General features: G+C 60.3%; 17 protein-coding genes and 1 tRNA gene. 11 read left to right on the top strand and 7 right to left on the bottom strand.

What is annotated here, in order from left to right; genetic code table 11:
• Window positions 1-104 precede the first annotated feature (104 nt).
• From C1J05_RS03665 to C1J05_RS03630, 8 genes are all read left to right on the top strand, one after another.
• The gene (locus C1J05_RS03665) at window positions 105-2399 is read left to right on the top strand and encodes a bifunctional salicylyl-CoA 5-hydroxylase/oxidoreductase (protein WP_114869078.1); all 2295 of its coding nucleotides are present in this window, start codon (window positions 105-107) and stop codon (window positions 2397-2399) included.
• The gene (locus C1J05_RS03660; protein WP_114869077.1) at window positions 2396-3115 is read left to right on the top strand and encodes an SDR family NAD(P)-dependent oxidoreductase; all 720 of its coding nucleotides are present in this window, start codon (window positions 2396-2398) and stop codon (window positions 3113-3115) included. The genes C1J05_RS03665 and C1J05_RS03660 overlap by 4 nt, the downstream gene beginning before the upstream one ends.
• Complete coding sequence (locus C1J05_RS03655) at window positions 3112-3591, top strand: MarR family winged helix-turn-helix transcriptional regulator (protein WP_114869076.1); 480 nt, start codon at window positions 3112-3114, stop codon at window positions 3589-3591. Before C1J05_RS03660 ends, C1J05_RS03655 begins: the two co-directional genes overlap by 4 nt.
• Window positions 3588-4394 (top strand): enoyl-CoA hydratase family protein, encoded by an 807-nt coding sequence (locus C1J05_RS03650; protein ID WP_114869075.1) that lies wholly within the window; start codon window positions 3588-3590, stop codon window positions 4392-4394. The genes C1J05_RS03655 and C1J05_RS03650 overlap by 4 nt, the downstream gene beginning before the upstream one ends.
• A gap of 94 nt (window positions 4395-4488) precedes the next feature.
• Complete coding sequence (locus tag C1J05_RS03645) at window positions 4489-5658, top strand: acyl-CoA dehydrogenase family protein (RefSeq protein ID WP_114869074.1); 1170 nt, start codon at window positions 4489-4491, stop codon at window positions 5656-5658.
• Between the two features lies 1 nt (window position 5659).
• Window positions 5660-7282, top strand: a complete 1623-nt coding sequence (locus C1J05_RS03640) for an AMP-binding protein (RefSeq protein ID WP_114869073.1) — start codon at window positions 5660-5662, stop codon at window positions 7280-7282.
• Entirely contained in the window at window positions 7279-7695 is a 417-nt protein-coding gene (locus C1J05_RS03635; protein ID WP_114869072.1) for an acyl-CoA thioesterase, read from the top strand. Before C1J05_RS03640 ends, C1J05_RS03635 begins: the two co-directional genes overlap by 4 nt.
• Entirely contained in the window at window positions 7692-8099 is a 408-nt protein-coding gene (locus C1J05_RS03630) for a RidA family protein (RefSeq protein WP_114869071.1), read from the top strand. The genes C1J05_RS03635 and C1J05_RS03630 overlap by 4 nt, the downstream gene beginning before the upstream one ends.
• A gap of 4 nt (window positions 8100-8103) precedes the next feature.
• Here the strand turns inward: C1J05_RS03630 and C1J05_RS03625 are convergent, their stop codons facing one another.
• The 4 genes from C1J05_RS03625 to C1J05_RS03610 all read right to left on the bottom strand — a co-directional run bounded on the left by C1J05_RS03625 (window position 8104) and on the right by C1J05_RS03610 (window position 13814).
• On the bottom strand, window positions 8104-8787 hold the full coding sequence (locus tag C1J05_RS03625; protein ID WP_114872088.1) for a TetR/AcrR family transcriptional regulator: 684 nt from the start codon (window positions 8785-8787) through the stop codon (window positions 8104-8106).
• A 4-nt stretch (window positions 8788-8791) separates the two neighbouring features.
• Entirely contained in the window at window positions 8792-10354 is a 1563-nt protein-coding gene (locus C1J05_RS03620; RefSeq protein ID WP_114869070.1) for a trimethylamine methyltransferase family protein, read from the bottom strand.
• Window positions 10351-12756 carry a GcvT family protein gene (locus C1J05_RS03615; protein ID WP_114869069.1) on the bottom strand — a complete coding sequence of 802 codons (2406 nt, stop codon included), beginning with the start codon at window positions 12754-12756 and terminating at the stop codon, window positions 10351-10353. The genes C1J05_RS03620 and C1J05_RS03615 overlap by 4 nt, the downstream gene beginning before the upstream one ends.
• A 128-nt stretch (window positions 12757-12884) precedes the next feature.
• Window positions 12885-13814 carry an ABC transporter transmembrane domain-containing protein gene (locus C1J05_RS03610; RefSeq protein ID WP_114872087.1) on the bottom strand — a complete coding sequence of 310 codons (930 nt, stop codon included), beginning with the start codon at window positions 13812-13814 and terminating at the stop codon, window positions 12885-12887.
• A gap of 187 nt (window positions 13815-14001) precedes the next feature.
• Between C1J05_RS03610 and C1J05_RS03605 the strand changes: the two genes are divergently transcribed.
• Window positions 14002-14973, top strand: coding sequence for a LysR family transcriptional regulator (locus C1J05_RS03605; RefSeq protein ID WP_114869068.1), 972 nt, complete (start codon window positions 14002-14004; stop codon window positions 14971-14973).
• Here C1J05_RS03605 and C1J05_RS03600 read toward each other — a convergent pair.
• Window positions 14970-16505 (bottom strand): trimethylamine methyltransferase family protein, encoded by a 1536-nt coding sequence (locus tag C1J05_RS03600; RefSeq protein ID WP_114869067.1) that lies wholly within the window; start codon window positions 16503-16505, stop codon window positions 14970-14972. The two genes, C1J05_RS03605 and C1J05_RS03600, sit on opposite strands and share 4 nt — an antisense overlap.
• A gap of 177 nt (window positions 16506-16682) precedes the next feature.
• Between C1J05_RS03600 and C1J05_RS03595 the strand changes: the two genes are divergently transcribed.
• Window positions 16683-19106 (top strand): GcvT family protein, encoded by a 2424-nt coding sequence (locus C1J05_RS03595; protein WP_114869066.1) that lies wholly within the window; start codon window positions 16683-16685, stop codon window positions 19104-19106.
• Between the two features lie 41 nt (window positions 19107-19147).
• On the opposite strand, the gene C1J05_RS03590 is transcribed toward C1J05_RS03595, so the two are convergent.
• A tRNA-Arg gene (locus C1J05_RS03590) sits at window positions 19148-19224 on the bottom strand.
• Window positions 19225-19273: 49 nt separating this feature from the next.
• Window positions 19274-19585: an ETC complex I subunit gene (locus tag C1J05_RS03585; protein WP_114869065.1), complete on the bottom strand. Its 312-nt coding sequence runs from the start codon at window positions 19583-19585 to the stop codon at window positions 19274-19276.
• A gap of 208 nt (window positions 19586-19793) precedes the next feature.
• Here C1J05_RS03585 and uvrB point away from each other — a divergent pair, with 208 nt between their 5' ends.
• On the top strand, window positions 19794-21992 hold the full coding sequence (gene uvrB, locus C1J05_RS03580) for an excinuclease ABC subunit UvrB (protein ID WP_114869064.1): 2199 nt from the start codon (window positions 19794-19796) through the stop codon (window positions 21990-21992).
• The last annotated feature ends 51 nt before the right edge of the window (window positions 21993-22043 follow it).

The raw sequence follows: 22043 nt of genomic DNA, 5'->3' as shown, positions 1-22043 counted from the left end.
TTCCTTCAAGCATAAAATATTTCAACTTGAAGAAATACCGCTGTCGGCCTATCCTTTTGCCTGTCGGACAGCTGTGTCCCGATCCAACAGATGCAGGAGATCAGATGCGAATTGCGGTTCTTGGCGGCGGTCCGGCGGGTCTTTACTTTGCGATTTCGATCAAGCTGCGCAAACCGGACACCGAAGTGGTTGTGTTCGAGCGGAACAAACCTGATGACACGTTCGGCTGGGGCGTTGTCCTTTCGGATGAAACCCTTGATAACCTTGCGCAAAACGATCCTGAAAGCGCCAAAGTCATTCGCGATCATTTTGCCTATTGGGATGATATCGCCGTGCATCACCAGGGGCAGAAAATGTTGTCCACCGGTCACGGATTCTGCGGCATCGGGCGCAAACGTCTGTTGCTGATCCTGCAACAGCGGGCCCGTGATCTTGGGGTGGATCTGCGGTTTGAAACCCAGATCGAGGCGGCGGGCGATTACGCCGCCGACTATGATGTCGTGGTCGCGGCCGATGGGTTGAATTCACGTACGCGAATGGATTTTGCGGATACGTTCAAACCCGATATCGACATGCGCACCTGCCAGTTCGTCTGGCTGGGCACACACCAGAAATTCGACGACGCGTTCACCTTTATCTTTGAAGACACCGACAAGGGCTGGGTGTGGGCCCATGCCTACCAGTTTGACGACGACACGGCGACTTTCATCGTGGAATGCAGCCAGGCCACGTTTGACGCCTACGGCTTTGCCGATATGTCGCAGGCACAAAGCATCGCGGTGTGCGAAAACATTTTCAAGGATCATCTGGGCGGTCACGCGCTGATGACCAACGCCAACCATATACGCGGATCGGCCTGGATCAGGTTCCCCCGCGTTTTGTGCGAAAAATGGAGCCACGACAACATCGTGCTGCTGGGGGATGCGTCTGCCACGGCGCATTTTTCCATCGGATCCGGCACCAAGCTGGCGCTGGAAAGCGCGATTGCGCTGGCCGATTACCTGACCACCAGCCCAACCTTGCAGGATGCGTTCGCCCGTTACGAGGACGAGCGCAGGCTGGAAGTGTTGCGTCTGCAATCGGCGGCGCGCAATTCGGTCGAATGGTTCGAAGATGTCGAACGTTACTTGCATCTTGATCCGGTGCAGCTGAATTATTCCCTGCTGACGCGATCCCAGCGGATCAGCCATGAAAACCTGCGCGAACGCGATCCTGCGTGGCTGGCCAGTGCCGAGGCCTGGTTTCAGGAACAGGCGGGGGCCGCCCCCGAAACACCTGCACGCGCACCAATGTTCGCACCGTTCCGGCTGCGTGACATGCAGCTGAAAAACCGCATCGTCGTATCGCCAATGGCGCAGTACAAGGCGGTGGATGGCTGCCCGACAGACTGGCACCTGATCCATTACGGTGAACGCGCCAAGGGCGGGGCCGGATTGCTGTATACCGAAATGACTTGCGTGTCAGATACCGGCCGGATCACGCCGGGGTGCCCCGGATTATATGCCCCCGAGCACGAAGCCGCCTGGGCACGGCTGAACAGTTTTGTACATTCAGAGACGCAGGCCAAGACCTGCTGCCAGATCGGCCATTCGGGGCGCAAGGGATCAACCTGCGTTGGCTGGGACGGGATGGATAAACCGCTGGAGGCAGGCAACTGGGATCTGATTTCAGCCTCGCCCATTGCTTGGTCGGATGACAACGCAACGCCACGCGCCATGAGCCGCGAAGACATGGACATGGTGCGCGACCAGTTTGTTGCGGCCGCACAGATGGCAGAGCGCGCCGGGTTTGACATGATCGAATTGCACGCGGCGCACGGATACCTGATTTCGTCCTTCATTTCGCCGCTGTCCAACGTCCGGAAAGATGAATATGGCGGATCGCTAAAGAACCGGATGCGATATCCGATTGAAGTCTTCGCGGCCATGCGCGCCGTCTGGCCGGATGCCAAACCGATGTCAGTACGGATTTCGGCCAACGACTGGGCGGGCGAAGATGGGATCACCCCCGAAGACGCGGTGCAAATCGCGCAGATGTTCGAAGCGGCGGGCGCCGATATCATCGACGTCTCTGCTGGCCAGACCTCGACCGGGGCGCAACCGGTTTACGGGCGCATGTTCCAGACGCCGTTTTCAGATCGTATCCGCAATGAAACCGGGATCAGAACCATGGCGGTGGGCAATATTTACGAACCGGATCACGTGAATTCGATCCTGATGGCGGGGCGCGCCGATCTGGTGTGTCTGGCCCGCCCGCATCTGGCCGATCCCTACTGGACGCTACACGCCGCAACCGACATCGGCGACCGGCGCGAACACTGGCCCTTGCCCTACGAGGCGGGGCGCGATCAGGCGTGGCGACTGGCCGACCGGCAGGCCGAAACGGTGGACAAGGTATGAGACAGGTATTGGTTACAGGGGGCGGATCGGGCATCGGGCGCGCCATTGCGCGCGATTTTGCAAAAGCGGGCGATCACGTCACGATCACCGGGCGGCGCATGGCAGCATTGCAGGAAACCGATGACGGGCGCGGCATGACCTGCATCACTGCGGATGTTACGAACGAGAATGACGTGACCGCGCTGTTTGACACACGTTTTGATGTGGTGATTGCCAATGCCGGGGCAGGCAAGGCCGCCAAACTGGCCGAAACCAGCCTAAAACACTGGACTGAAACGATAAACGTCAATCTGACCGGCACGTTCCTGACCTTTCGCGGTGCACTGGCGCAGATGCAGGACGGCGGCCGCCTGATTGCCATCGGGTCCATTGCCAGCCTGAAAGGGGCCGCCAATATCGGCGCCTATGCTGCGGCGAAACACGGTGTGCTGGGCCTTGTCCGGTCGCTTGCCATCGAAGTGGCGGGCAAGGGCATCACCTGCAACGCGGTGTGCCCAGGCTATGTCGAAACCGACATGGCCGAGGCTGCTGTGAGCGGGTTGATGGCACGTTTCGATATTGATCGCGCAGCGGCAACGGCCAAAGTGGTTGCGGGCAATCCGGTACGCCGGATGATCACACCGGACGAGGTTGTGGCAGCGGTGCGGTTTCTGGCCTCGCCAGAGGCATCAATGGTGAATGGCCATGCGCTGTCTGTTTCAGGAGGTGAGGTATGAAACCCGACCGTGCACGACTGACCAACCCCGGCCCCGCTTCGAAAGACCGTCTGCGTCTGTGGCTGCGTCTGCTGAAAACAACCCGTCAGGTCGAGGCGCAATTGCGTGAAAACCTGCGGTCGGAGTTTTCATCCACCCTGCCCCGCTTTGACGTGCTGGCGGCGCTGTCACGGTTCGAGTCCGGATTGAAGATGAGCCAACTTTCAGGCGTCTTGCGGGTGTCCAACGGAAATGTCACCGGCATTGTCGACCGTCTGGTGCAAGACGGGCTGGTGATTCGGGTGCCGGTAGAAGGCGACCGGCGCGCATGGCTGGTGCGGCTGACGCAAAAGGGGCGCGAGGATTTCGCCGCGCAGGCCGCAGCCCATGAAAGATGGATAGACGCGATGCTGGCCGAGTTCAGCGCCGAGGACGCTGCCCGCATCGGGGCCCGACTGGACGCGCTGTCAGAGACGTTGGGAGAGGGCGAACCATGAGCGCACGCAGCGACACAAAACACTTTCTGTGCTGGATCGAAAACGGCATCGCGACCGTATCGCTTGACCGGCCCGACCGGAAGAACCCGCTGACCTTTGACAGCTACGCGGAATTGCGCGACTGGTTTCGCGATCTGGTCTATGCCGACGATGTGAATGCGGTTGTCTTTGCATCGAACGGGGGCAATTTCAGTTCGGGCGGCGATGTGCATGACATTATCGGCCCGTTGACCCGGATGAGCATGAAGGAATTGCTGGCCTTTACCCGCATGACCGGCGATCTGGTCAAGGCCATCGTGAATTGCGGCAAACCGGTGATTGCCGCCGTGGATGGCGTGTGCGTGGGCGCAGGTGCGATCATTGCGATGGCATCCGATCTGCGCATCGCCACACCCGCAGCAAAAACCGCGTTTCTGTTTACCCGCGTCGGGCTGGCGGGATGCGATATGGGGGCCTGCGCGATCCTGCCACGGATCATCGGACAGGGCCGTGCGGCGGAACTTTTGTATACCGGGCGCAGCATGAGCGCCGAAGAGGGCGAGCGCTGGGGGTTTTTCAATGCGGTTGTGGCGGCAGACGCTTTGGACGCTGCCGCACAGGACATGGCGGCGCGCATCGCTTCGGGGCCGAATTTCGGGCATATGATGACCAAGACGATGCTGGCACAGGAATGGTCGATGTCCATCGAACAGGCCATCGAGGCCGAGGCGCAGGCGCAGGCGATCTGTATGCAGACGGCCGATTTCGAGCGCGCCTATAATGCGTTCGTGGCCAAGGAAAAACCTGTGTTCGAGGGGGATTGAGATGGCCGGGCGCAACCACGAATGCGGGCATTGCGGGCCGGCGGCGGAGCCTCCGGCGGGGATATTTTCCAACAGAAGAAGCAGGGGCGCGTAGATGGCAGACCGGAGTTTCCTGAACTGGCCGTTTTTCGAGGCGCATCACCGGACGCTGACGGTTGAGCTGGATCAGTGGGCATCGGGTGCTGTCACGAACATCGATCACAGCGATGCAGATGCCACCTGTCGCGCGCTGGTTGGTGCGCTGGGGGATGGCGGGTGGTTGCAGCATTCCGCGATTGATCCTGAGGCGGGGGGCGGGGGCGCGCTGGATGTGCGCCGCCTGTGTCTGATCCGCGAAACGCTGGCGCGTCATGACGGGCTGGCCGATTTTGCCTTTGCGATGCAGGGGCTGGGCACCGGCGCGATTTCCCTGTTCGGCACGCCCGAGCAGAAGGCTGCGTGGTTGCCGCACACGCGCGCGGGCAAGGCGCTGTCGGGGTTTGCCCTGACCGAGCCGCAATCCGGATCGGATGTGGCCAACAGCACGATGACCGCTAGGGAGGATGGCGGCGATTTTGTGATGAACGGCGAAAAGACGTGGATTTCCAATGGCGGCATTGCCGATGTCTATACCGTGTTTGCCCGCACCGGAGAGGCTGAGGGCGCGCGCGGATTATCGGCCTTTGTGGTGCCCGCCGACACGCCCGGCCTTGAAGTGGTGGCACGGCTGGATACGATTGCGCCGCATCCGCTGGCGCATCTGCGCTTTGCCGATTGCCGCATTCCGGCCAGCGCGCTGATCGGGACGCGTGGCGCGGGATTTCGTATTGCGATGTCGGTGCTGGACGTGTTCCGCCCCACCGTCGCGGCGGCGGCACTGGGCTTTGCGCGCCGCGCGCTGGACGAGGCGTTGGCGAGGGTCACACAGCGCCATGTGCAGGGCGCACCGCTGTTTGATCTGCAAATGGTGCAGGGCCATATTGCCGATATGGCGCTGGACGTGGATGCCAGTGCTTTGCTGATTTACCGCGCGGCCTGGGCCAAGGACAGTGGCGCACCCCGTATCAGCCGCGAGGCCGCGATGGCCAAGCTGTTTTCGACCGAACAGGCGCAAAAGGTGATCGACACGGCGGTGCAGCTACATGGCGGCGACGGCGTGAAATCGGGGCAGATCGTTGAACGGTTATACCGCGATATCAGGGCCTTGCGGATATACGAGGGCGCCAGCGATGTGCAAAAAGTGATCATCGCGCGCCAGACGCTGGATGCTTATCAGGGGGACTGACATGCTTGGACCATCTGCCCATACCGACACGTTTGCGCGCGACAACCTGCCGCCCGAGACGGAATGGCCCGATTTTCTGTTGGACGGGTTTGCATACCCGGAGCGTCTGAATGTCGGGGTCGAACTGACCGACAGAATGGTGGACCGCGGGTTTGGCGACAATACAGCGCTGATCGGGAACGGGCGGCGGCGCACCTATAAGGAACTGTCGGACTGGACCAACCGCCTGGCCCACGCGCTGGTGGACAATCTGGGCATCAAGCCGGGCAACCGGGTGCTGATCCGGTCGGCCAACAATCCGGCGATGGTGGCCTGCTGGCTGGCCGCGACCAAGGCGGGGGCGGTGGTGGTGAACACCATGCCGATGCTGCGCGCGGGCGAATTGGGCGCGATCGTGGACAAGGCCCGGATCACCCATGCGCTGTGCGATACGCGGCTGATGGATGAAATGGCGATTTGTGCCAAGGCCAGCAAGACGCTGAAAACTGTCGCAGGCTTTGACGGCACATCGAACCATGATGCCGAACTGGACCGGCTGGCGCTGGAAAAGCCGGTGAAATTCGATGCCGTGGACACCGGGCGCGATGATGTGGCTTTGCTGGGCTTCACATCCGGCACCACCGGATCGCCCAAGGCCACGATGCATTTCCATCGTGACCTGCTGATCATAGCAGACGGGTATGCCAAAGAGGTGCTGAACGTTACCCCCGAGGATGTGTTCATCGGATCGCCGCCTTTGGCCTTTACCTTCGGTCTGGGCGGACTGGCGGTGTTTCCGTTGCGGTTCGGGGCGGCGGCGACCCTGCTGGAAACCGCATCGCCCCCGAACATGATTGAAATCATTGAAAAATACAAAGCCACCGTATGTTTCACCGCGCCCACAGCGTACCGGTTCATGCTGGCCGCGATGGACAAGGGCGCCGATCTGTCGTCGCTGCGCGCCGCCGTGTCTGCGGGGGAAACATTGCCTGCGCCGGTTTACCATGACTGGATCGAAAAGACGGGCAAACCGATGCTGGACGGGATCGGCGCCACGGAACTGCTGCATATCTTCATTTCCAACCGGTTTGACGATCATGCACCTGCCTGCACCGGCAAACCGGTCACGGGTTACGAGGTCAAGATCATCGGGCCGGACGGTGAAACCCTGCCCGATGGCACGGCGGGGCGGCTGGCCGTGCGCGGGCCGACTGGGTGCCGTTACCTCGATGATGCGCGCCAGCGCGATTACGTGCAGGACGGGTGGAACATTACCGGCGACAGTTTCGTGCGCGACGAAAGGGGCGCGCTACATTTCGTGGCGCGCAATGACGATATGATCGTGTCCAGCGGATACAACATCGCCGGTCCCGAGGTCGAGGCCGCATTGCTGGCCCATGCGGCGGTAGCCGAATGCGCGGTGATCGGCGCGCCGGATGCCGCACGCGGATCGATTGTGCAGGCGCATGTGGTTCTGGCCGAAGGGCACAGAGGCGATGCGGACCTGATCAAAGCCTTGCAGGATCACGTCAAGGCGGTGATCGCACCCTATAAGTACCCGCGCAGCATCGTGTTTACCGATGCGTTGCCCAAGACCCAGACCGGCAAGATCCAACGCTTTCAGCTGCGGAAAGACGCGCCATGACGGGCCACGTCTTTGCCTTTGCGCAAAAAGTGCTGTTCAAACATTGCGATCCGGCGGGCATCGTATTCTATCCGCGCTATTTCGAGATGATGAACGATTGTGTCGAAGCGTTTTTCAGCGACGCGCTGAACGCCCCGTTCGAAGACCTGCACCGCACGGGCGCAACGCCGACGGTGACAATTGAAACCACCTTTCCCGCGCCCAGCCGTCACGGTGATGAACTGATCATCGAATTGCGGATTGTGCGGCTTGGCACCAGCAGTCTGGGCCTGAAAATGCAGGCGTCCTGTAATGGCGACATACGATTTGAAACCACATCCACCCTTGTCAAAGTCGATCGGGACGGACGGCCCGACCCGTGGCCACCCGCGCTGCGCACGGCACTGGCCCCCTATCTAGGAGACACCACATGACCCACAAAACCATTCAGCCAGAAGGGTGGGCCCCGGCCAAAGGCTATGCCAATGCCATGCTGACCGAGGACGGGACGCTGTATGTCGGCGGGCAGATCGGCTGGACTGCCGAACAGGTTTTTGAAACCCATGATTTCATCGGACAGATGGAACAGGCCCTGCGTAATATCGTGGATATTGTCGAAGCATCGGGCGGCACGGTTGCAGACATCACCCGCCTGACGTGGTTCATCATCGACAAACAGGAATATCTGGCCAAACAGCGCGAGGTCGGAGAGGTTTATCGCCGCGTGCTGGGGCGGCATTTTCCGGCCATGTCGATGCTGGTGGTGGCCGGATTGATCGAAGACGAGGCGCTGCTTGAAATCGAAGCCACGGCAGTGATCAGACCGAAACGGTCATAAACCCTCAGCCGCCGCGCTTTTCGGCAATCGCGCGGGCGCGGGCATGGGTTGCGGCAATCTCTTCGGGGCGGGCCTGCTGGCCGGTAAACCCCAGCAGATACATCGGCACCATACGGTTTCGTTCTTCCATGGATTCCTGCAAATCGGCATCGTCATAGCCGATCTGGGTGAAATACAGGATACGCGCGCGGGTTTCCGCCTCGAGCGGATCATAGCCGTAACGCAGGAACATATCGGTCAGCGCCTGCAGGCGTGCGGCGTTCGAACGATCCAGAACGCGGCGCACCTTGCCCGAACTGCGCGCCCAGGCCCGCACCGCGAAATCCAGCGCGGTATTGAACAGATCGGGATCAATGACACATTCAAAGACGTTGCACACCGCGCCTGTGATCGTTTCGGCAGGTTGGCTGGCCTTGGCGACCAATGCGGCGGTATTGGTGTTTTCCCAATCCAGCAAAAGCGCATCGAGCAGGTCCTGGCGACTTTTGAAATACCAGTAGAAACTTGAGCGCGACACGCCCAGCCGGTCGCCCAGCGCCAGAACCTTGACGTGTTCGACCCCGTCGGAAATCAGCACATCCTTGGCCACGTTCAGCCAGTCCTGTTTCGTGACCTTGATGTTCCCGACAAGGGGTTCCTTGTCGGGGTCGTCGCGGTGCAGCAGCGGTGTGACCTTTGATTTCGCCATTGCGTCAGCTTTCTGGCGGGGCGCCGCCAGCGGCGGTGCGCGCGGCGATATCGGCCAGCAGCCGTTCATGGGCAGCGCCGTCAATGGCAGGCCCTGTATCTTCGGCCAGAATACGCTGCCACATTGCTGTGGCGCGGGTGTTGGCATCCAGCGCGCCACGCTCTGTCCAGGTGCCGAAATTTGACAGATCGCCGATCAGCGGTTCGTAAAATTCGGTCTGGTAGCGTTCCATCGTATGGGCGCAGCCAAAGAAATGCCCGCCCGGTTGCACTTCGGCCAGCGCGTCCATGGCAATATCCGCGTCATCGGCTGACGTATTGGCGCAGATTTCGGCAACCATCTGCAACACTTCCATATCGGTGATCAGCTTTTCATAGGATACCGTCAGGCCGCCTTCCAGCCAGCCTGCCGAATGGATCACGACCGTTGCGCCCGCCAACAGGCAGCCCCACACGCCAAACTGCGTTTCATTGGCCGCCTGTGCATCGTTGATATTGGCCGCGCTGCCACTGGCGCAGCGCCACGGCAGCCCCAGCTTGCGCGCCAGTTGCCCGGCGACAATGCTGGCCTTGAAATGTTCCGGCGTGCCAAAGGCCGGCGCACCCGATCTCATATCGACGTTCGATGTGAACGTGCCATAGCAGACAGGCGCGCCGGGATTGGCAAGCTGGGTCAGCGCAATCGCCGCCATCGCTTCGGCGTGGGACAGGGTCATCGCGCCCGCCACAGTGATCGGGGCCATCGCCCCCATCAGGGTGAACGGCGTTACGATTGAAACCTGCCCGGCCTTGGCGAAATCGATCAGGCCCTGCGCCATCGGAATGTCGATCTGGCGCGGAGAATTGGTGTTGATGATGGTATAGCAATGCGAATTGGCGTGAAATTCCGCATCTGTAAGGCCGCGAAAATCACGCAGCATTTCAAAGCTTTCGCGCACTTGCGGCGTGCCACGGGCAAACACGAACGGTACCTTGTCTGTCAGGCTCAGCTGCGCGTCGAGAGTTGCGTAGTGTCGCAGATGCATGGGTACATCCTGCGGTTCGACCAGCGGCGGCACCATGTGCAGCACGTCAAAATGCTGGGTCAGGCGGATCAGTTCCCGGAAATCACGTTCCGATCCGGGGCGGCGCCCGCGTTCCAGATCGGTAGCGTGCGGCGCGCCTGCACCGGGCTGGAAAATCAGGTTGCCCAGTTCCATCACGATATCGCGGTCGCGCACGGCGGCCATCACCGGAAAGGATTTCGGCGCGGTGGCCAGAGCGGCGGTGATAATTTCGCGCCCGATGAACACCATTTCCGCGCTGTCATCCACCTTGGCCCCTGCGGCGCGGTAAAGCGCGCGCGCCTCGGGCAGCAGCACCTTGATGCCCAGCGTTTCCAGCAGGGTCAGCGATGCCTCGTGGATCGCCTCGATCCGGTCCTCGCTGAACAGCGACATCATTGGAAACGGATTGCGCAGATTGCGGTAATCCGTTTTGCGCGTGACGGGCGGGGCATCGTTGCGCGATCTGCGCGACCTTCGCCGCCCCGTGGTTGCGTCGCGCTCCGGGCTGTCTAACTGTGTCATGCGCGCATGGCCTTTCCGGTTGGATCATAAGGAGATGGTGCAATCACCCGCGCGGCGCGTTCCACCCCGACAACGTGCACCGACAGGTCGGTTCCGACAGCCGCATGTGCCGTATCGACCAGCGCCATGGCCAGCGATTTTCCGATGGTGTGGCCATATCCGCCCGAGGTAACGAACCCGATCTGCGCGCCGTCGGCCCAGATCGGTTCATAGCCGCTGGCGTCCGCACCATCGGCGTCGATCTCCAGCGTGACCTGTACCTGCGCCGGCCCGTTTCCGTCGCGCTCCGCCATCGCCGCTTTGCGCCCGACGAAATCGCCCTTGTCCCAGTCGATCCAGCGATCCATTCCGGTCATGCCCGGCGTGTAGGCCTGAGTGAATTCCGCCGACCAGATGCCAAAGCTTTTTTCGATCCGCAGGCTAAGCAAGGCGTTGAACCCGTATTCACGGATATTCTGGTCTGCCCCCGCCTTGAGCAATGCCTGCCGCAGCGTCGCGTGATCGCCCGCGCGGCAATGGATTTCATACCCCAGTTCGCCCGTGACGGACAGGCGGCCAACCTTGGCGCGGATCAGGCCGATATCAAAGGCTCCGCAGCCCATGAACGGCAGTTCACCGATGGGGCCATCCGTCAGCTTTTCGATCACCGCGGCCGATTTCGGCCCTGACAGGGAAAATCCGGCGGTGTCTTCGCCCAGATCACGCAGATGAACGCCATCATCCATATGATCGTTGAACCAGCGCATGTGCCAGGCGCGCAGATAATAGCTGCCCATGATCCACCAAGTTCCATCGCCCCAGTTGAATACCGTCAGATCGCCCTTTAGGCGGCCGTTTTCGCCCAGCATCGGGGCCAGACGTGCGCGCCCCGGTGCGGGCAGGCGGCTGGCCATGATCCGGTTCAGCCAGGGTTCGGCGTTGGGGCCGGACACCTCGAACCGGGAAAAGCCCGAGATATCGAGCAATCCGACATCTTCGCGTACCGCACGACATTCATCCGCGACGATCCTAAACGCGTTCGAACGTTTGAGTGACGGTGTCTCGCGGAACCCCGGTTCGGCAAAGTAAAGCGGCACCTCTAGATCCCAGCTGACACCCCACTGGCAGCCCGCCGCCGTCATCGCGTCATGCGCACCCGACGTTTTCAGCGGGCGGCCCGCCGGCAGTTGTTCGTTGGGATAGGTCATCACGAAGCGGCGGGTGTAAAACTGGCCGGTGGTTTCCTTGATGTATTGCTTGTTTTCCGCAAACGTCCCGTAGCGCGCAACGTCCATGCCGTAAACGTCTGCTTCGGGTTCACCGGTTATGATCCATTCGGCCAGCGATTTGCCCACGCCCCCGCCCTGCAGGAACCCGGCCATCACGGCGCAGGCGGTCCAGTAGCTGCGCTTGCCCGGCACCGGCCCGACCAGCGGGTTACCATCGGGGCTGAAGGTAAACGCGCCGTTGACCCACGTTTTAACGCCAACCTCTTGCAGGCAGGGATAGCGGTTAAAGCCCAGTTCCAGTTCGTGTTCGATGCGGTCGGGGTCTTCCTGCTGCAATTCGAACCCGTATTCCCACGGGGCGCCATCCATCATCCAGTGCTGGTGGTTCACCTCGTATATGCCCAACAGGACACCTTTTTGATCCTGTCGCAGATAGGTAAACCCCTCAAGATCCACGGTCATCGGCACTTCGAAATCGATCTCTTCCAGTTGCGGGATCGTGTCGGAAATCAGGTAGTGATGGTTCAGCGGCGAAACCGGCAGTTCAACACCGGCCATCCGGCCCACCTGTTTGGCCCAAAGTCCGGCTGCGTTGACCACGTGTTCACAATTGATCGTGCCTTTTTCAGTCACGACCTCCCAGCCGTTCAGCGTCTGGTTCAGTTCCAGAACGCGGTTGTGTTCGATCACCGTCGCGCCGCGTTTCTTGGCCGCGCCGGCATAGGCGTGCACCGTGCCTGTGGTATCGATATAGCCTTCTCGATCCGCCCACATGCCGCCCAGCAAGCCATCGCCTGACATGATCGGGTTCAGTTCAACCGCTTCTTCCACGCTGACAAGGCGGCAATCGTCGATCCCGATAGACTGGAACGTACGATAGGCCGATTGCAGCCATTCCCACCGATCCGGCGTGCCCGCCATGGTCAGACCGCCCGTCATGTGCAGGCCGATGTTCTGGCCGCTTTCCTTTTCAATCTCGCTTAGCAGATCGATCGTGTAAGCTTGAAGCTGCGCGATATTCGGGTCCGCATTCAGTGCATGGATGCCGCCAGCCGCATGCCAGCTTGACCCGGCTGTCAGAACCGAACGTTCAATCAGGCACACATCGCTCCAGCCCATTTTGGCAAGGTGATACAACACCGACGCGCCAACAACGCCGCCCCCGATCACGACAACACGGTAATGCGATTTCATGGCAGACTCCCTATGCGTTCAACCTTGCGTGATTCCGTTTCCGCAAGCATTGGACAATAGTGTCCATTTGAATTTTGAAATCAAGCTGCAAAAGCGACCTGCACAGGCAGACCGCCGACAAGTGCCGATCAGTTGTTTTTGGCGTTTTGCGGGCCCGCAACCTCGCGCAGCAAATCAAACTTTACGCGTGTCGCGCTGACCTGCCGGTAAAAGGCAATCAGGAAACTGGTGGGGCCGCGCAACCGGTCCAGACCGATGGTCGCCGCCACGACGGTGCCCACATCCGTGCGCCCGTCCAGAACCAGCAATCCGCCGAGCGCCAACACTGCCACGGTTCCGGCGCCGTTGATCGCGCTTAGCAGGAATTTGGTCGACAGTTTCCAGATGAAAATGCTGCGCCGGGTTTCAAAAATCGCATCAAAATCATCCACCACGGATTGATTGACACGTTCCAGCCCTTCGGCAAGCGACTCGTCCGTGGCACGGCGCAACACATGAACCCGTTCGCCCACCAAACGGTTCACCTGTTTTTGCGTCCCCAGAACCAGAACAACCTGTGGCGCGATCATGCACAGGGCGATCGCCCCCAGAAAAGGCTGGGTTGATGCGATAAAGCCGACAACGCTGATCAATGTACCGAACTGAACCACAGGTTCGGAAAATGCGCTGCCGGTGAATTTGCCTAATTCTTCGGCCTCGGCCGAAATCATCGTGGCCAGCGTGCCGCCACGTTTGCTTTCGGTGAATGTTGCCTTGGCCTCCACCGCACCTTCGTAAATCCGGTTTCGCAGCAGCCGCGTGACATCTTCACCCAGAATACTGGCGCGGTATCCCATCAGCGCCTTCAGCCCCAGACTAAGCGTGATCATTCCCATCATGCCAAGGCACAGACGGATCAGATCACTGTTTTGCAGATCATTCCCTGTCAGCCCGTTGATGATATCCTTTTGATAACTAAGAGGAACAGCCGCCAATGCGGCGATGGCGAGGGACAGCAGGATCAGGACTATCTGACGTTTGCCGCTGACGCGCCAGATCGCGGAGTAAAGCTGGATCACTTCGGCCTCATTTATCACGAATGGTGTTTGAACTCTGTCGTGGAAACACCCAAAGCTCAAGGTTGCACAACTATGTTGAATTGCTTTGACAGCGCAAGTCGGGTCGGCCCATAGTTTACAATAATTCGAAAAGAGCGGGCGAATTCCGACGCGTTCTTTTTCGCCCCGCCAGTATAGTTGTCACGCCATGTCTTATTCCAAACTGTCTCTTCAGGCGCTTGAAATGTTCGAGGTGTTGTCGCGCAGCTTGTCGTTGCAAAAGACGGCGCAAACGATGGGGCTGTCGATCTCGTCTGTTTCGCATCACCTGAACCGGCTTGAGGATGAACTGGGCGTACGTCTGATCGACCGTGCGCACCGGCCAATGGTTCTTACGCCTGCGGGGCAGAATTTTTCTGCGCGCATCGAGGAAGGGCTGCGCCATATCCGGCTGGCCCAGTCGGAAACCGCGATTGGGGGCCTTTATCAGGCGCGGCAGTTGCGCATTGGTGTTATCGAAGATTTCGAAGGTAATATTGTGCCCGATCTGGTGATCAAACTGGCGCAGAACCTGCCGCGGCTGAAGCTGACGCTGCGCACACATCCCAGCCACGAAGCGATCAGTCTGGTCGAGTCCCGCGGCCTGAACCTTGCCATTGCCGCACGCAATCAGGGCACCGATCAGCGCCACGTGGCGCATGATCTGCTGCGCGATCCGTTTGTCATGGTCACACCAAAGTCGCTGGCGGCAGATAATGACACCTATCTTGGGGATGCCGCCGGTGTGCCGTTCCTGCGCTATAATCTGCAACACCAGATCGGCATGCAGATCGAAGCGCATCTGAAACGCAATGGCATCGCGCTGGCCAACCGCCATGAATTTGACAGCAACCAGTCGATCATGGGGCTGATCGCCCACGCTCAGGGATGGACCATCACCACACCTGTCGTGTTGATGCGAACCCAAAGGTTTCTGGACGACGTGAACGTGACCCCGCTGCCCCTCGCCGCGTTCGCGCGCACGATTTCATTGTTCGCAGAACCTGAACACAATGCCGAAACCGCGCTTGTGATTGCCACATTGCTGCGCCGGTTGATGCAGACTCATATCCTTGATCCCTGCCTGCGGCGCTATCCGTGGCTTGAGGACCGGTTGCGCCACAGCGATCAGGCCGCCTAGCGTTTCACGGGCAGGATTGGAAAGCGGTCCTTGATCGCACGGATTTGCCCCTGGGACAGATAATCGGGGTGGTGGCTGGCCAAAATCCCACGCGCCGCGTCGCGCGCCCTTTGCCAGATGTCCGGAGCGCCCTTTTCTGCCCAGGTGATCGGCGCATCGCGATCGGCCAGTTTGGGATAGAAATAATCCCGCTCCATCGCGTTGAATGTGTGGGACGAGCCCAGAAAATGCCCATCGCCCAGAACCGATTGCACAATTGCGCCGTATCCCAGCGTCTCTTCGTTCACTTCGATCCCGCGCAGGGCACGGTACACTGACGACAACATTTCATTGTCCAGAACAAATGCTTCGAAACTGGCCCCCAACAGCGATGCGGTCATGCCCGAGCTTTCATAGATCAGGTTGCCGCCACCCAATCCGGCAGCCAATGCCGTCAGCGCCTTTTCCGCACCGTATTGCGCATCGATTGCCTTGGCATCTGTCATGGACGCGGCAACACCGGATGGCAGGCCAAGCCAGTTCGATACCTGCGCCGAAGCCGCGTTGAGCACGGCGATTTCACCGCCCCCGCCCGCAAAAGCACCGGTGCGCAGATCAATCACCAGCGGCCAGTTGGAAAAGATCATCGGAAACCCCGGCCGGATCGCATGGACCATGACCAGCGAGGCCAATGTTTCCGCCAGCGATTGCGCAAGAAACCCGGCCAGCGTCGCCGGGGCTGTCGCGCCCGACTGTGCGGCGGTGATGCAGGACATGGGGATATTGTGCGCAATGCATTCATAAACGACATCCACCGCGTCTTCGCCATAGCGCATCGGTGAAATGACAGGGCTGATATGGGCCTTGATAAAGGGGCGTTTTGAAAACGCGCCCTCCCCGCCTGCGGCGATATCCAGCATCTGCACGATTGGCGCGACGTACTCGGCAAGGGTAAAGGAAGTTGCCGTTGGTTTGGTCGTGTTGCAGATCAGGGAAAAGGCGGTGTTCACATCCAGCTTGAAATTGTCGGGCACATCGGTGGCAACACAGCACCGTGTGAACCAGCTGACGTTTTCAAGCGTGTCCTGCAACCGTGTGAAATCATGCAAGTCCTGCAATGTCGACGGGCGGTAAAGCCGCGTTTCCAGATCCAGCGTTTGCACCGCCGCCCCGCCGGTGCCGAAATGCACCCGGTCGCCGCCCACCTCGATGGATCGCGTGTCGTCCCGCCCGTGCAGTACGAATTTCTTGGCAGCCGCCGCAATGGCGTCTTCGACAAGGGTGCGGGGAAAGCCCAGCCTGCCATTCGGCAACACCTGCGCGCCCGCTGCCGTCAGATCGTCGTAAAGGCGCGTCGGCACCTCGCCCATGCCCAGTTCGGCCAGCAATTTCAAAGCAGTGTCGTATATGGCCTGCACATCTTGGTCAGACAAAGGCCTGTACTGCCCGCCAACCTGCCCCGGCGGGCATGGATCGAACACCGGTTTGGCCGCGCGTTTTTCCAAACGCTGCGCGCGCCCGCCCGTGCGCTGCGATCCTGTCCTGTTGCCCATTGCGCTGTCTCCCTGCTCGGATCAAAGAAAAGGCGGGGCGGAGCAGCGGCGCAAGCCCGCACATGCGCCCGCAGATTTATCGAATATCAGTTCCGATTTTTTCGAAGGTATGCGCCGAAGCTTGACCAAGGGTGCATTTGACAGCGAATTGAACCCGACATTTTTTTCGGAGGCATCATGAAATCCCAGGTTCGCGTCGTCGTGATAGGCGGTGGCATCGCAGGCTGTTCAACACTTTATCACCTGACACAGGAAGGATGGAGCGATGTGATGCTGCTGGAACGCAATGAATTGACCAGCGGGACCACATGGCATTCGGCGGCGCAGGTGACCAATTTCGGGATGAACCAGACGATGGTGGGTCTGAAAACCCATTCGATCAACCTTTACAAGGAACTGGCGGAAGATCCGGAATATCCGATCAACTATCACCATGCCGATGGTGGTATCCGTCTGGCCAACACACCCGAACAGATGGAAGGCTATCGCCATTTCGCATCCATGGCGCGCGGCATGGGCGTGGAATTCGAAGTGATTGATGCAGATGAATGCGCCCGTCGCCATCCACTGATTTCAACCGATAACCTGCTGGGTGGCCTGTGGGATCCGCTGGATGGCGACATTGATCCGGCGCAACTGTGCCAGGCGCTGGCGCGGCGCGCGCGCAACGCAGGGGCCGAAGTGCACCGCAACACGCCTGTGACCGGCCTGACGCAGCACAAGGATCATTCCTGGACCGTGCACACCGAAAAAGGCGATGTGCGGGCCGAAATCGTGGTTAACGCCTGCGGCTACCGCGTGAACGAGGTGGGCGCGATGATGGGTGTGCACCACCCGGTGATGTCGATGGAACACCAGTATTTCCTGACCGAACCGATTGCAGCCATCGAAAACGCGGGGCACCGGATGCCGCTGCTGCGCTGTCCGATCAGCGATTATTACTGCCGTCAGGAAAAGAACGGTCTGCTGGTCGGGTTTTATGAACAGAACTGCAAGACATGGGGCATGGACGGGATCGATCCGAATTTCGTCAACGCCCTGTGCCCCGATGATCTGGATCGTGTGACGGATGTTCTGGAAGGTGCGTTTGCGCGAATGCCCGCATTGATGGAAACCGGCATTCATACGGTGGTGAATGGCCCGATCACCTACACGATCGACGGCGCGCCGCTGGTTGGCCCGATCCCCGGCAAACGCAATGCGTTCTGCATCATCGGCCTGCGCGCCGGATTGGGCGAAGGCGGCGGGCATGGCTGGCTGCTGGCGCAACAGATCGTACATGGCGAGGCGTGTTACGACACCTGGGTCACCGACCCGCGCCGTTTCACCGGCCATGCCAATGTGGAACTGACGGCCCTGAAGGCGATCGAGGATTACCAGAACGAATTCCGCTTTCATTTCCCGCATGAACACCGCCCTGCGGGCCGCCCGATGAAAACCACGCCACTGACGCCGGTTCTGGCCGCCGAAGGAGCCGCATTCGGCGTTGTGAACGGATGGGAGCGGGTTGAATACATCAAGCCGACACCCGATTTTCACGAAACCCACTGCTTTCGGTTCAACGAAGCGTTCGACGTGATCGCATCCGAAGTCGCGGCGGTGCAGAACGCGGTGGGCCTGACCGAAATCAGCGGGTTCAACCGCTACGAGATGACCGGTTCGGGTGCGCATGATTTTCTGGATAGGATGATCTGCGGGCGGGTCACCCGGGCGCGGGGCAAAGTGGGGCTGGGGTATCTGCTGAACCACAATGGCATGCTCAAGGCCGAGGCAACGATCGCCAATCTGCCGGATGGCCGCATCTGGTACGGATCGGCGGCAGCGGCGGAATACCACGATATGGACTGGTTGCAGATGCATCTGCGCGATGATGAAGACGTGCAGATCAGATCGCTGACCAATGACCACACGATTCTGGTGCTGGCCGGCCCCAAGGCGCGTGACGTGCTGTCTGCCGCATCGCGCGGCGACTGGTCGGCGGCGGCGTTTCCATGGCTGAGTGTGCGCGAGGCGTTTGTCGGGATTGCTCCGGCGATTGTCATGTCGGTCAGCTTTTCCGGCGAACTGGCCTATGAAATCCATGTGCCCAATGCGCAGCTTTACGCGGCCTACCTGGCGCTGCGCGCGGCGGGCAAGACGCACGGGCTGCGCCTGTTCGGATCACGCGCGGTCGAATCGATGCGGCTGGAAAAAGGCTACCTGCACTGGAAATCCGATATCCTGACCGAATTTGATCCCTATGAAACAGGGCTGGACCGGTTCGTATCCACAAAGAAAACCGATTACATCGGCGCTGCCGCACTGGCCGAACGCGCCGCAAACGGCCCGTCGCGCAAACTGGTCACGCTGGAGGTTGCCTGCAACACCGCCCCCGCCCATGGCGGCGCATCAGTGATGCAGGGCGACAGGGTTGTGGGCACCGTCACCTCGGGTGATTGGGGGCACCGCGTGGGCAAGAACCTTGCCCTTGCGTTCCTGCTGCCCGATCTGGCCGGTCTCGGCAGTACGGTCGACATTGATATTCTGGGCGAACGCTATCGCGCCACCGTGATCGCGCCGGGCCCATATGATCCCGACAATACGCGGGTGAAGGGGGCGTAAAATCGCGGTTCTGCGGCTGATGCGGATTTGAAGGAATGGTGTGGCGATCCCATCAGGACTCGAACCTGAAACCCTCTGCTTAGAAGGCAGATGCTCTATCCAGTTGAGCTATGGGACCTTTGGCCCCTTACTGCGACAAAGCCACCCGGCGATCAAGCCCCAAGGGGCTAATGGGTCCACGCGCCACGCCGACCGGTTGCAAAATTCTCGCCGTAACCGCCGGGGCGGATGTTGGGTTTGCGTTTTTTGGGTTCGAACACCTGCGCGTCGATGCCATGTTCGCGGGCATATTCCAGCGCAGCCTCTTTCGTGGGGAAATTCAGCCGCACCTGGCTTTGAGTGTCCGAGGACGATGTCCAGCCCATCAACGGGTCGACTTCGCGCGCGGATGCAGGTGCAAATTCAAGCACCCAGCCTTTGGTTTTCGCAGTGCCCGATGACATGGCCGTCCGGGCGGGCTGAAAGATACGTGCGCGCATCGCAAACTCCGTTTTTTGCGTGCCTTACATATGGGCAATTTGTGGGGGCTGGGCAAGGTCCGTTTTGCCGCGCATGGTGTGCAATCGGCATTTGCCGATGCGCCCTGCCCCGGCATTGCCGCCACATTCTGTGGGCAGGGACGTGTATTTGGGGCTTGAACCTTGGGCGAAACACCACAACCTTAGTGGTTCTGAACCGGAGCGCCCCATGTCCACGTCCCAACCTGAAACCGCCCTGCCGATGATGCATGCCCCTGCCCCCGATGTGCGCACCCGCGCCAAGCTTGAGGGCGGCATTCCCTTGCGCATGCAGACAGAGTTTTCCGCCGCGGGCGACCAGCCCACTGCCATCGCCGAACTGACCCAGGGCGTTAAAAACGGCGAGCGTGATCAGGTGCTGTTGGGGGCCACTGGTACAGGCAAGACCTTTACCATGGCCAAGGTGATCGAAGAAACCCAGCGCCCCGCGATCATACTCGCCCCGAACAAGACGCTGGCGGCCCAGCTATACGGTGAATTCAAAAGCTTCTTTCCCGACAACGCGGTCGAATATTTTGTCAGCTTTTATGATTATTACCAGCCCGAAGCCTATGTGGCGCGGTCTGACACCTATATCGAGAAGGAAAGCCAGATCAACGAACAGATCGACCGGATGCGCCACTCGGCCACCCGCGCCCTGCTGGAACGCGATGATGTGATCATCGTGGCGTCGGTGTCGTGCATCTATGGCATCGGGTCGGTCGAAACCTATGGCGCGATGACGCAGGATCTGAAGGTGGGCGGCGCCTATAACCAGCGGCAGGTGATCGCCGATCTGGTGGCGCAACAGTACAAGCGCAACGATGCTGCGTTCCAGCGCGGATCGTTTCGGGTGCGCGGCGATGCGCTGGAGATTTTCCCCGCCCACCTGGAAGACCGCGCCTGGCGGCTGTCGTTCTTTGGCGACGAGTTGGAAAGCATCACGGAATTCGACCCGCTGACCGGCGAAAAAACCGATACGTTCGACCAGATCCGCGTTTATGCCAATTCGCATTACGTCACGCCGAAACCGACGATGCAGCAGGCCATTGTCAATATCAAGGCAGAGTTGAAAACCCGGCTGGACCAGTTGGTGAACGACGGCAAGCTGCTTGAGGCGCAGCGGCTGGAACAGCGCACGAATTTCGATCTGGAAATGCTGGAAGCGACCGGCGTGTGCAACGGGATCGAAAACTATTCGCGCTACCTGACCGGGCGCGCGCCGGGCGAGCCGCCCCCAACCCTGTTTGAATTCATCCCCGACAACGCGATTGTGTTCGCAGATGAATCCCATGTGTCCGTGCCCCAGATCGGCGGCATGTACAAAGGCGATTACCGGCGCAAGTTCACGCTGGCCGAACACGGGTTCCGTCTGCCGTCCTGCATGGACAACCGTCCGCTGAAATTCGAGGAATGGGATGCGATGCGCCCGCAATCGGTGTTCGTGTCGGCCACCCCCGCCAAATGGGAAATCGAACAGACCGGTGGTGTGTTCACCGAACAGGTGATCCGCCCCACCGGCCTGCTTGACCCGCAGGTCGAAATCCGCCCTGTCGACATGCAGGTCGATGATCTGCTGGAGGAGGTGCGAAAGGTGGCCGCCGACGGGTATCGCACGCTTGTCACCACCCTGACCAAACGCATGGCCGAAGACCTGACCGAATACATGCACGAACAGGGCATTCGGGTGAGGTACATGCACAGCGATATCGACACGATCGAACGGATCGAGATTCTGCGCGATCTGCGTCTTGGGGCGTTTGACGTGCTGGTGGGTATCAACCTGCTGCGCGAGGGGCTGGATATCCCCGAATGCGGGCTGGTCGCCATTCTGGACGCGGACAAGGAGGGCTTCCTGCGCTCTGAAACATCGCTGATCCAGACCATCGGGCGCGCCGCGCGCAACGCCGAAGGGCGGGTGATCATGTATGCCGATCGCATCACCGGCAGCATGGAACGCGCGCTGGCTGAAACCGACCGCCGCCGCGCCAAGCAGATTGCCTATAACGAAGAACACGGCATCACGCCGACCACGATCAAGAAAAACGTCGATGACGTGATGAAGGGCCTTTACAAGGGCGATGTCGACATGAACCGCGTCACCGCCAGGATTGAAAACCCGCTGGCGGGCGGCAATCTTCAGGCCGTACTGGACGGGCTGCGCACCGACATGCGCAAGGCCGCCGAAAACCTTGAATTCGAAGAGGCCGCGCGCCTGCGCGACGAGGTGAAGCGGCTGGAAGCGGTCGATCTGGCAATTGCTGACGATCCCCTGGCGCGCCAGTCCGCCATCGAAGCCGCGGGCGAGGCCGCAGTGGGCACCCGAGGTCGCAGCACCATGGGCCGCGGCGGCATGCGGGGTGGCGTGAAACGACGGGGGAAGAGGTAATTGGTCAGGAGCGTTTGTTTTGTTCCCCCAACTTTACTCCTTCCCCTTCTG

The organism is Sulfitobacter sp. JL08, from assembly GCF_003352045.1.
Lineage (GTDB): Bacteria > Pseudomonadota > Alphaproteobacteria > Rhodobacterales > Rhodobacteraceae > JL08.
This window is presented reverse-complemented; position numbering and strand designations above follow the sequence as displayed.

Coding starts and splice junctions, on each gene's coding strand:
- C1J05_RS03665 (WP_114869078.1), top strand. CDS start 105: ATGCGAATTGCGGTTCTTGGCGGCGGTCCGGCGGGTCTTTACTTTGCG.
- C1J05_RS03660 (WP_114869077.1), top strand. CDS start 2,396: ATGAGACAGGTATTGGTTACAGGGGGCGGATCGGGCATCGGGCGCGCC.
- C1J05_RS03655 (WP_114869076.1), top strand. CDS start 3,112: ATGAAACCCGACCGTGCACGACTGACCAACCCCGGCCCCGCTTCGAAA.
- C1J05_RS03650 (WP_114869075.1), top strand. CDS start 3,588: ATGAGCGCACGCAGCGACACAAAACACTTTCTGTGCTGGATCGAAAAC.
- C1J05_RS03645 (WP_114869074.1), top strand. CDS start 4,489: ATGGCAGACCGGAGTTTCCTGAACTGGCCGTTTTTCGAGGCGCATCAC.
- C1J05_RS03640 (WP_114869073.1), top strand. CDS start 5,660: ATGCTTGGACCATCTGCCCATACCGACACGTTTGCGCGCGACAACCTG.
- C1J05_RS03635 (WP_114869072.1), top strand. CDS start 7,279: ATGACGGGCCACGTCTTTGCCTTTGCGCAAAAAGTGCTGTTCAAACAT.
- C1J05_RS03630 (WP_114869071.1), top strand. CDS start 7,692: ATGACCCACAAAACCATTCAGCCAGAAGGGTGGGCCCCGGCCAAAGGC.
- C1J05_RS03625 (WP_114872088.1), bottom strand. CDS start 8,787: ATGGCGAAATCAAAGGTCACACCGCTGCTGCACCGCGACGACCCCGAC.
- C1J05_RS03620 (WP_114869070.1), bottom strand. CDS start 10,354: ATGACACAGTTAGACAGCCCGGAGCGCGACGCAACCACGGGGCGGCGA.
- C1J05_RS03615 (WP_114869069.1), bottom strand. CDS start 12,756: ATGAAATCGCATTACCGTGTTGTCGTGATCGGGGGCGGCGTTGTTGGC.
- C1J05_RS03605 (WP_114869068.1), top strand. CDS start 14,002: ATGTCTTATTCCAAACTGTCTCTTCAGGCGCTTGAAATGTTCGAGGTG.
- C1J05_RS03600 (WP_114869067.1), bottom strand. CDS start 16,505: ATGGGCAACAGGACAGGATCGCAGCGCACGGGCGGGCGCGCGCAGCGT.
- C1J05_RS03595 (WP_114869066.1), top strand. CDS start 16,683: ATGAAATCCCAGGTTCGCGTCGTCGTGATAGGCGGTGGCATCGCAGGC.
- C1J05_RS03585 (WP_114869065.1), bottom strand. CDS start 19,585: ATGCGCGCACGTATCTTTCAGCCCGCCCGGACGGCCATGTCATCGGGC.
- uvrB (WP_114869064.1), top strand. CDS start 19,794: ATGTCCACGTCCCAACCTGAAACCGCCCTGCCGATGATGCATGCCCCT.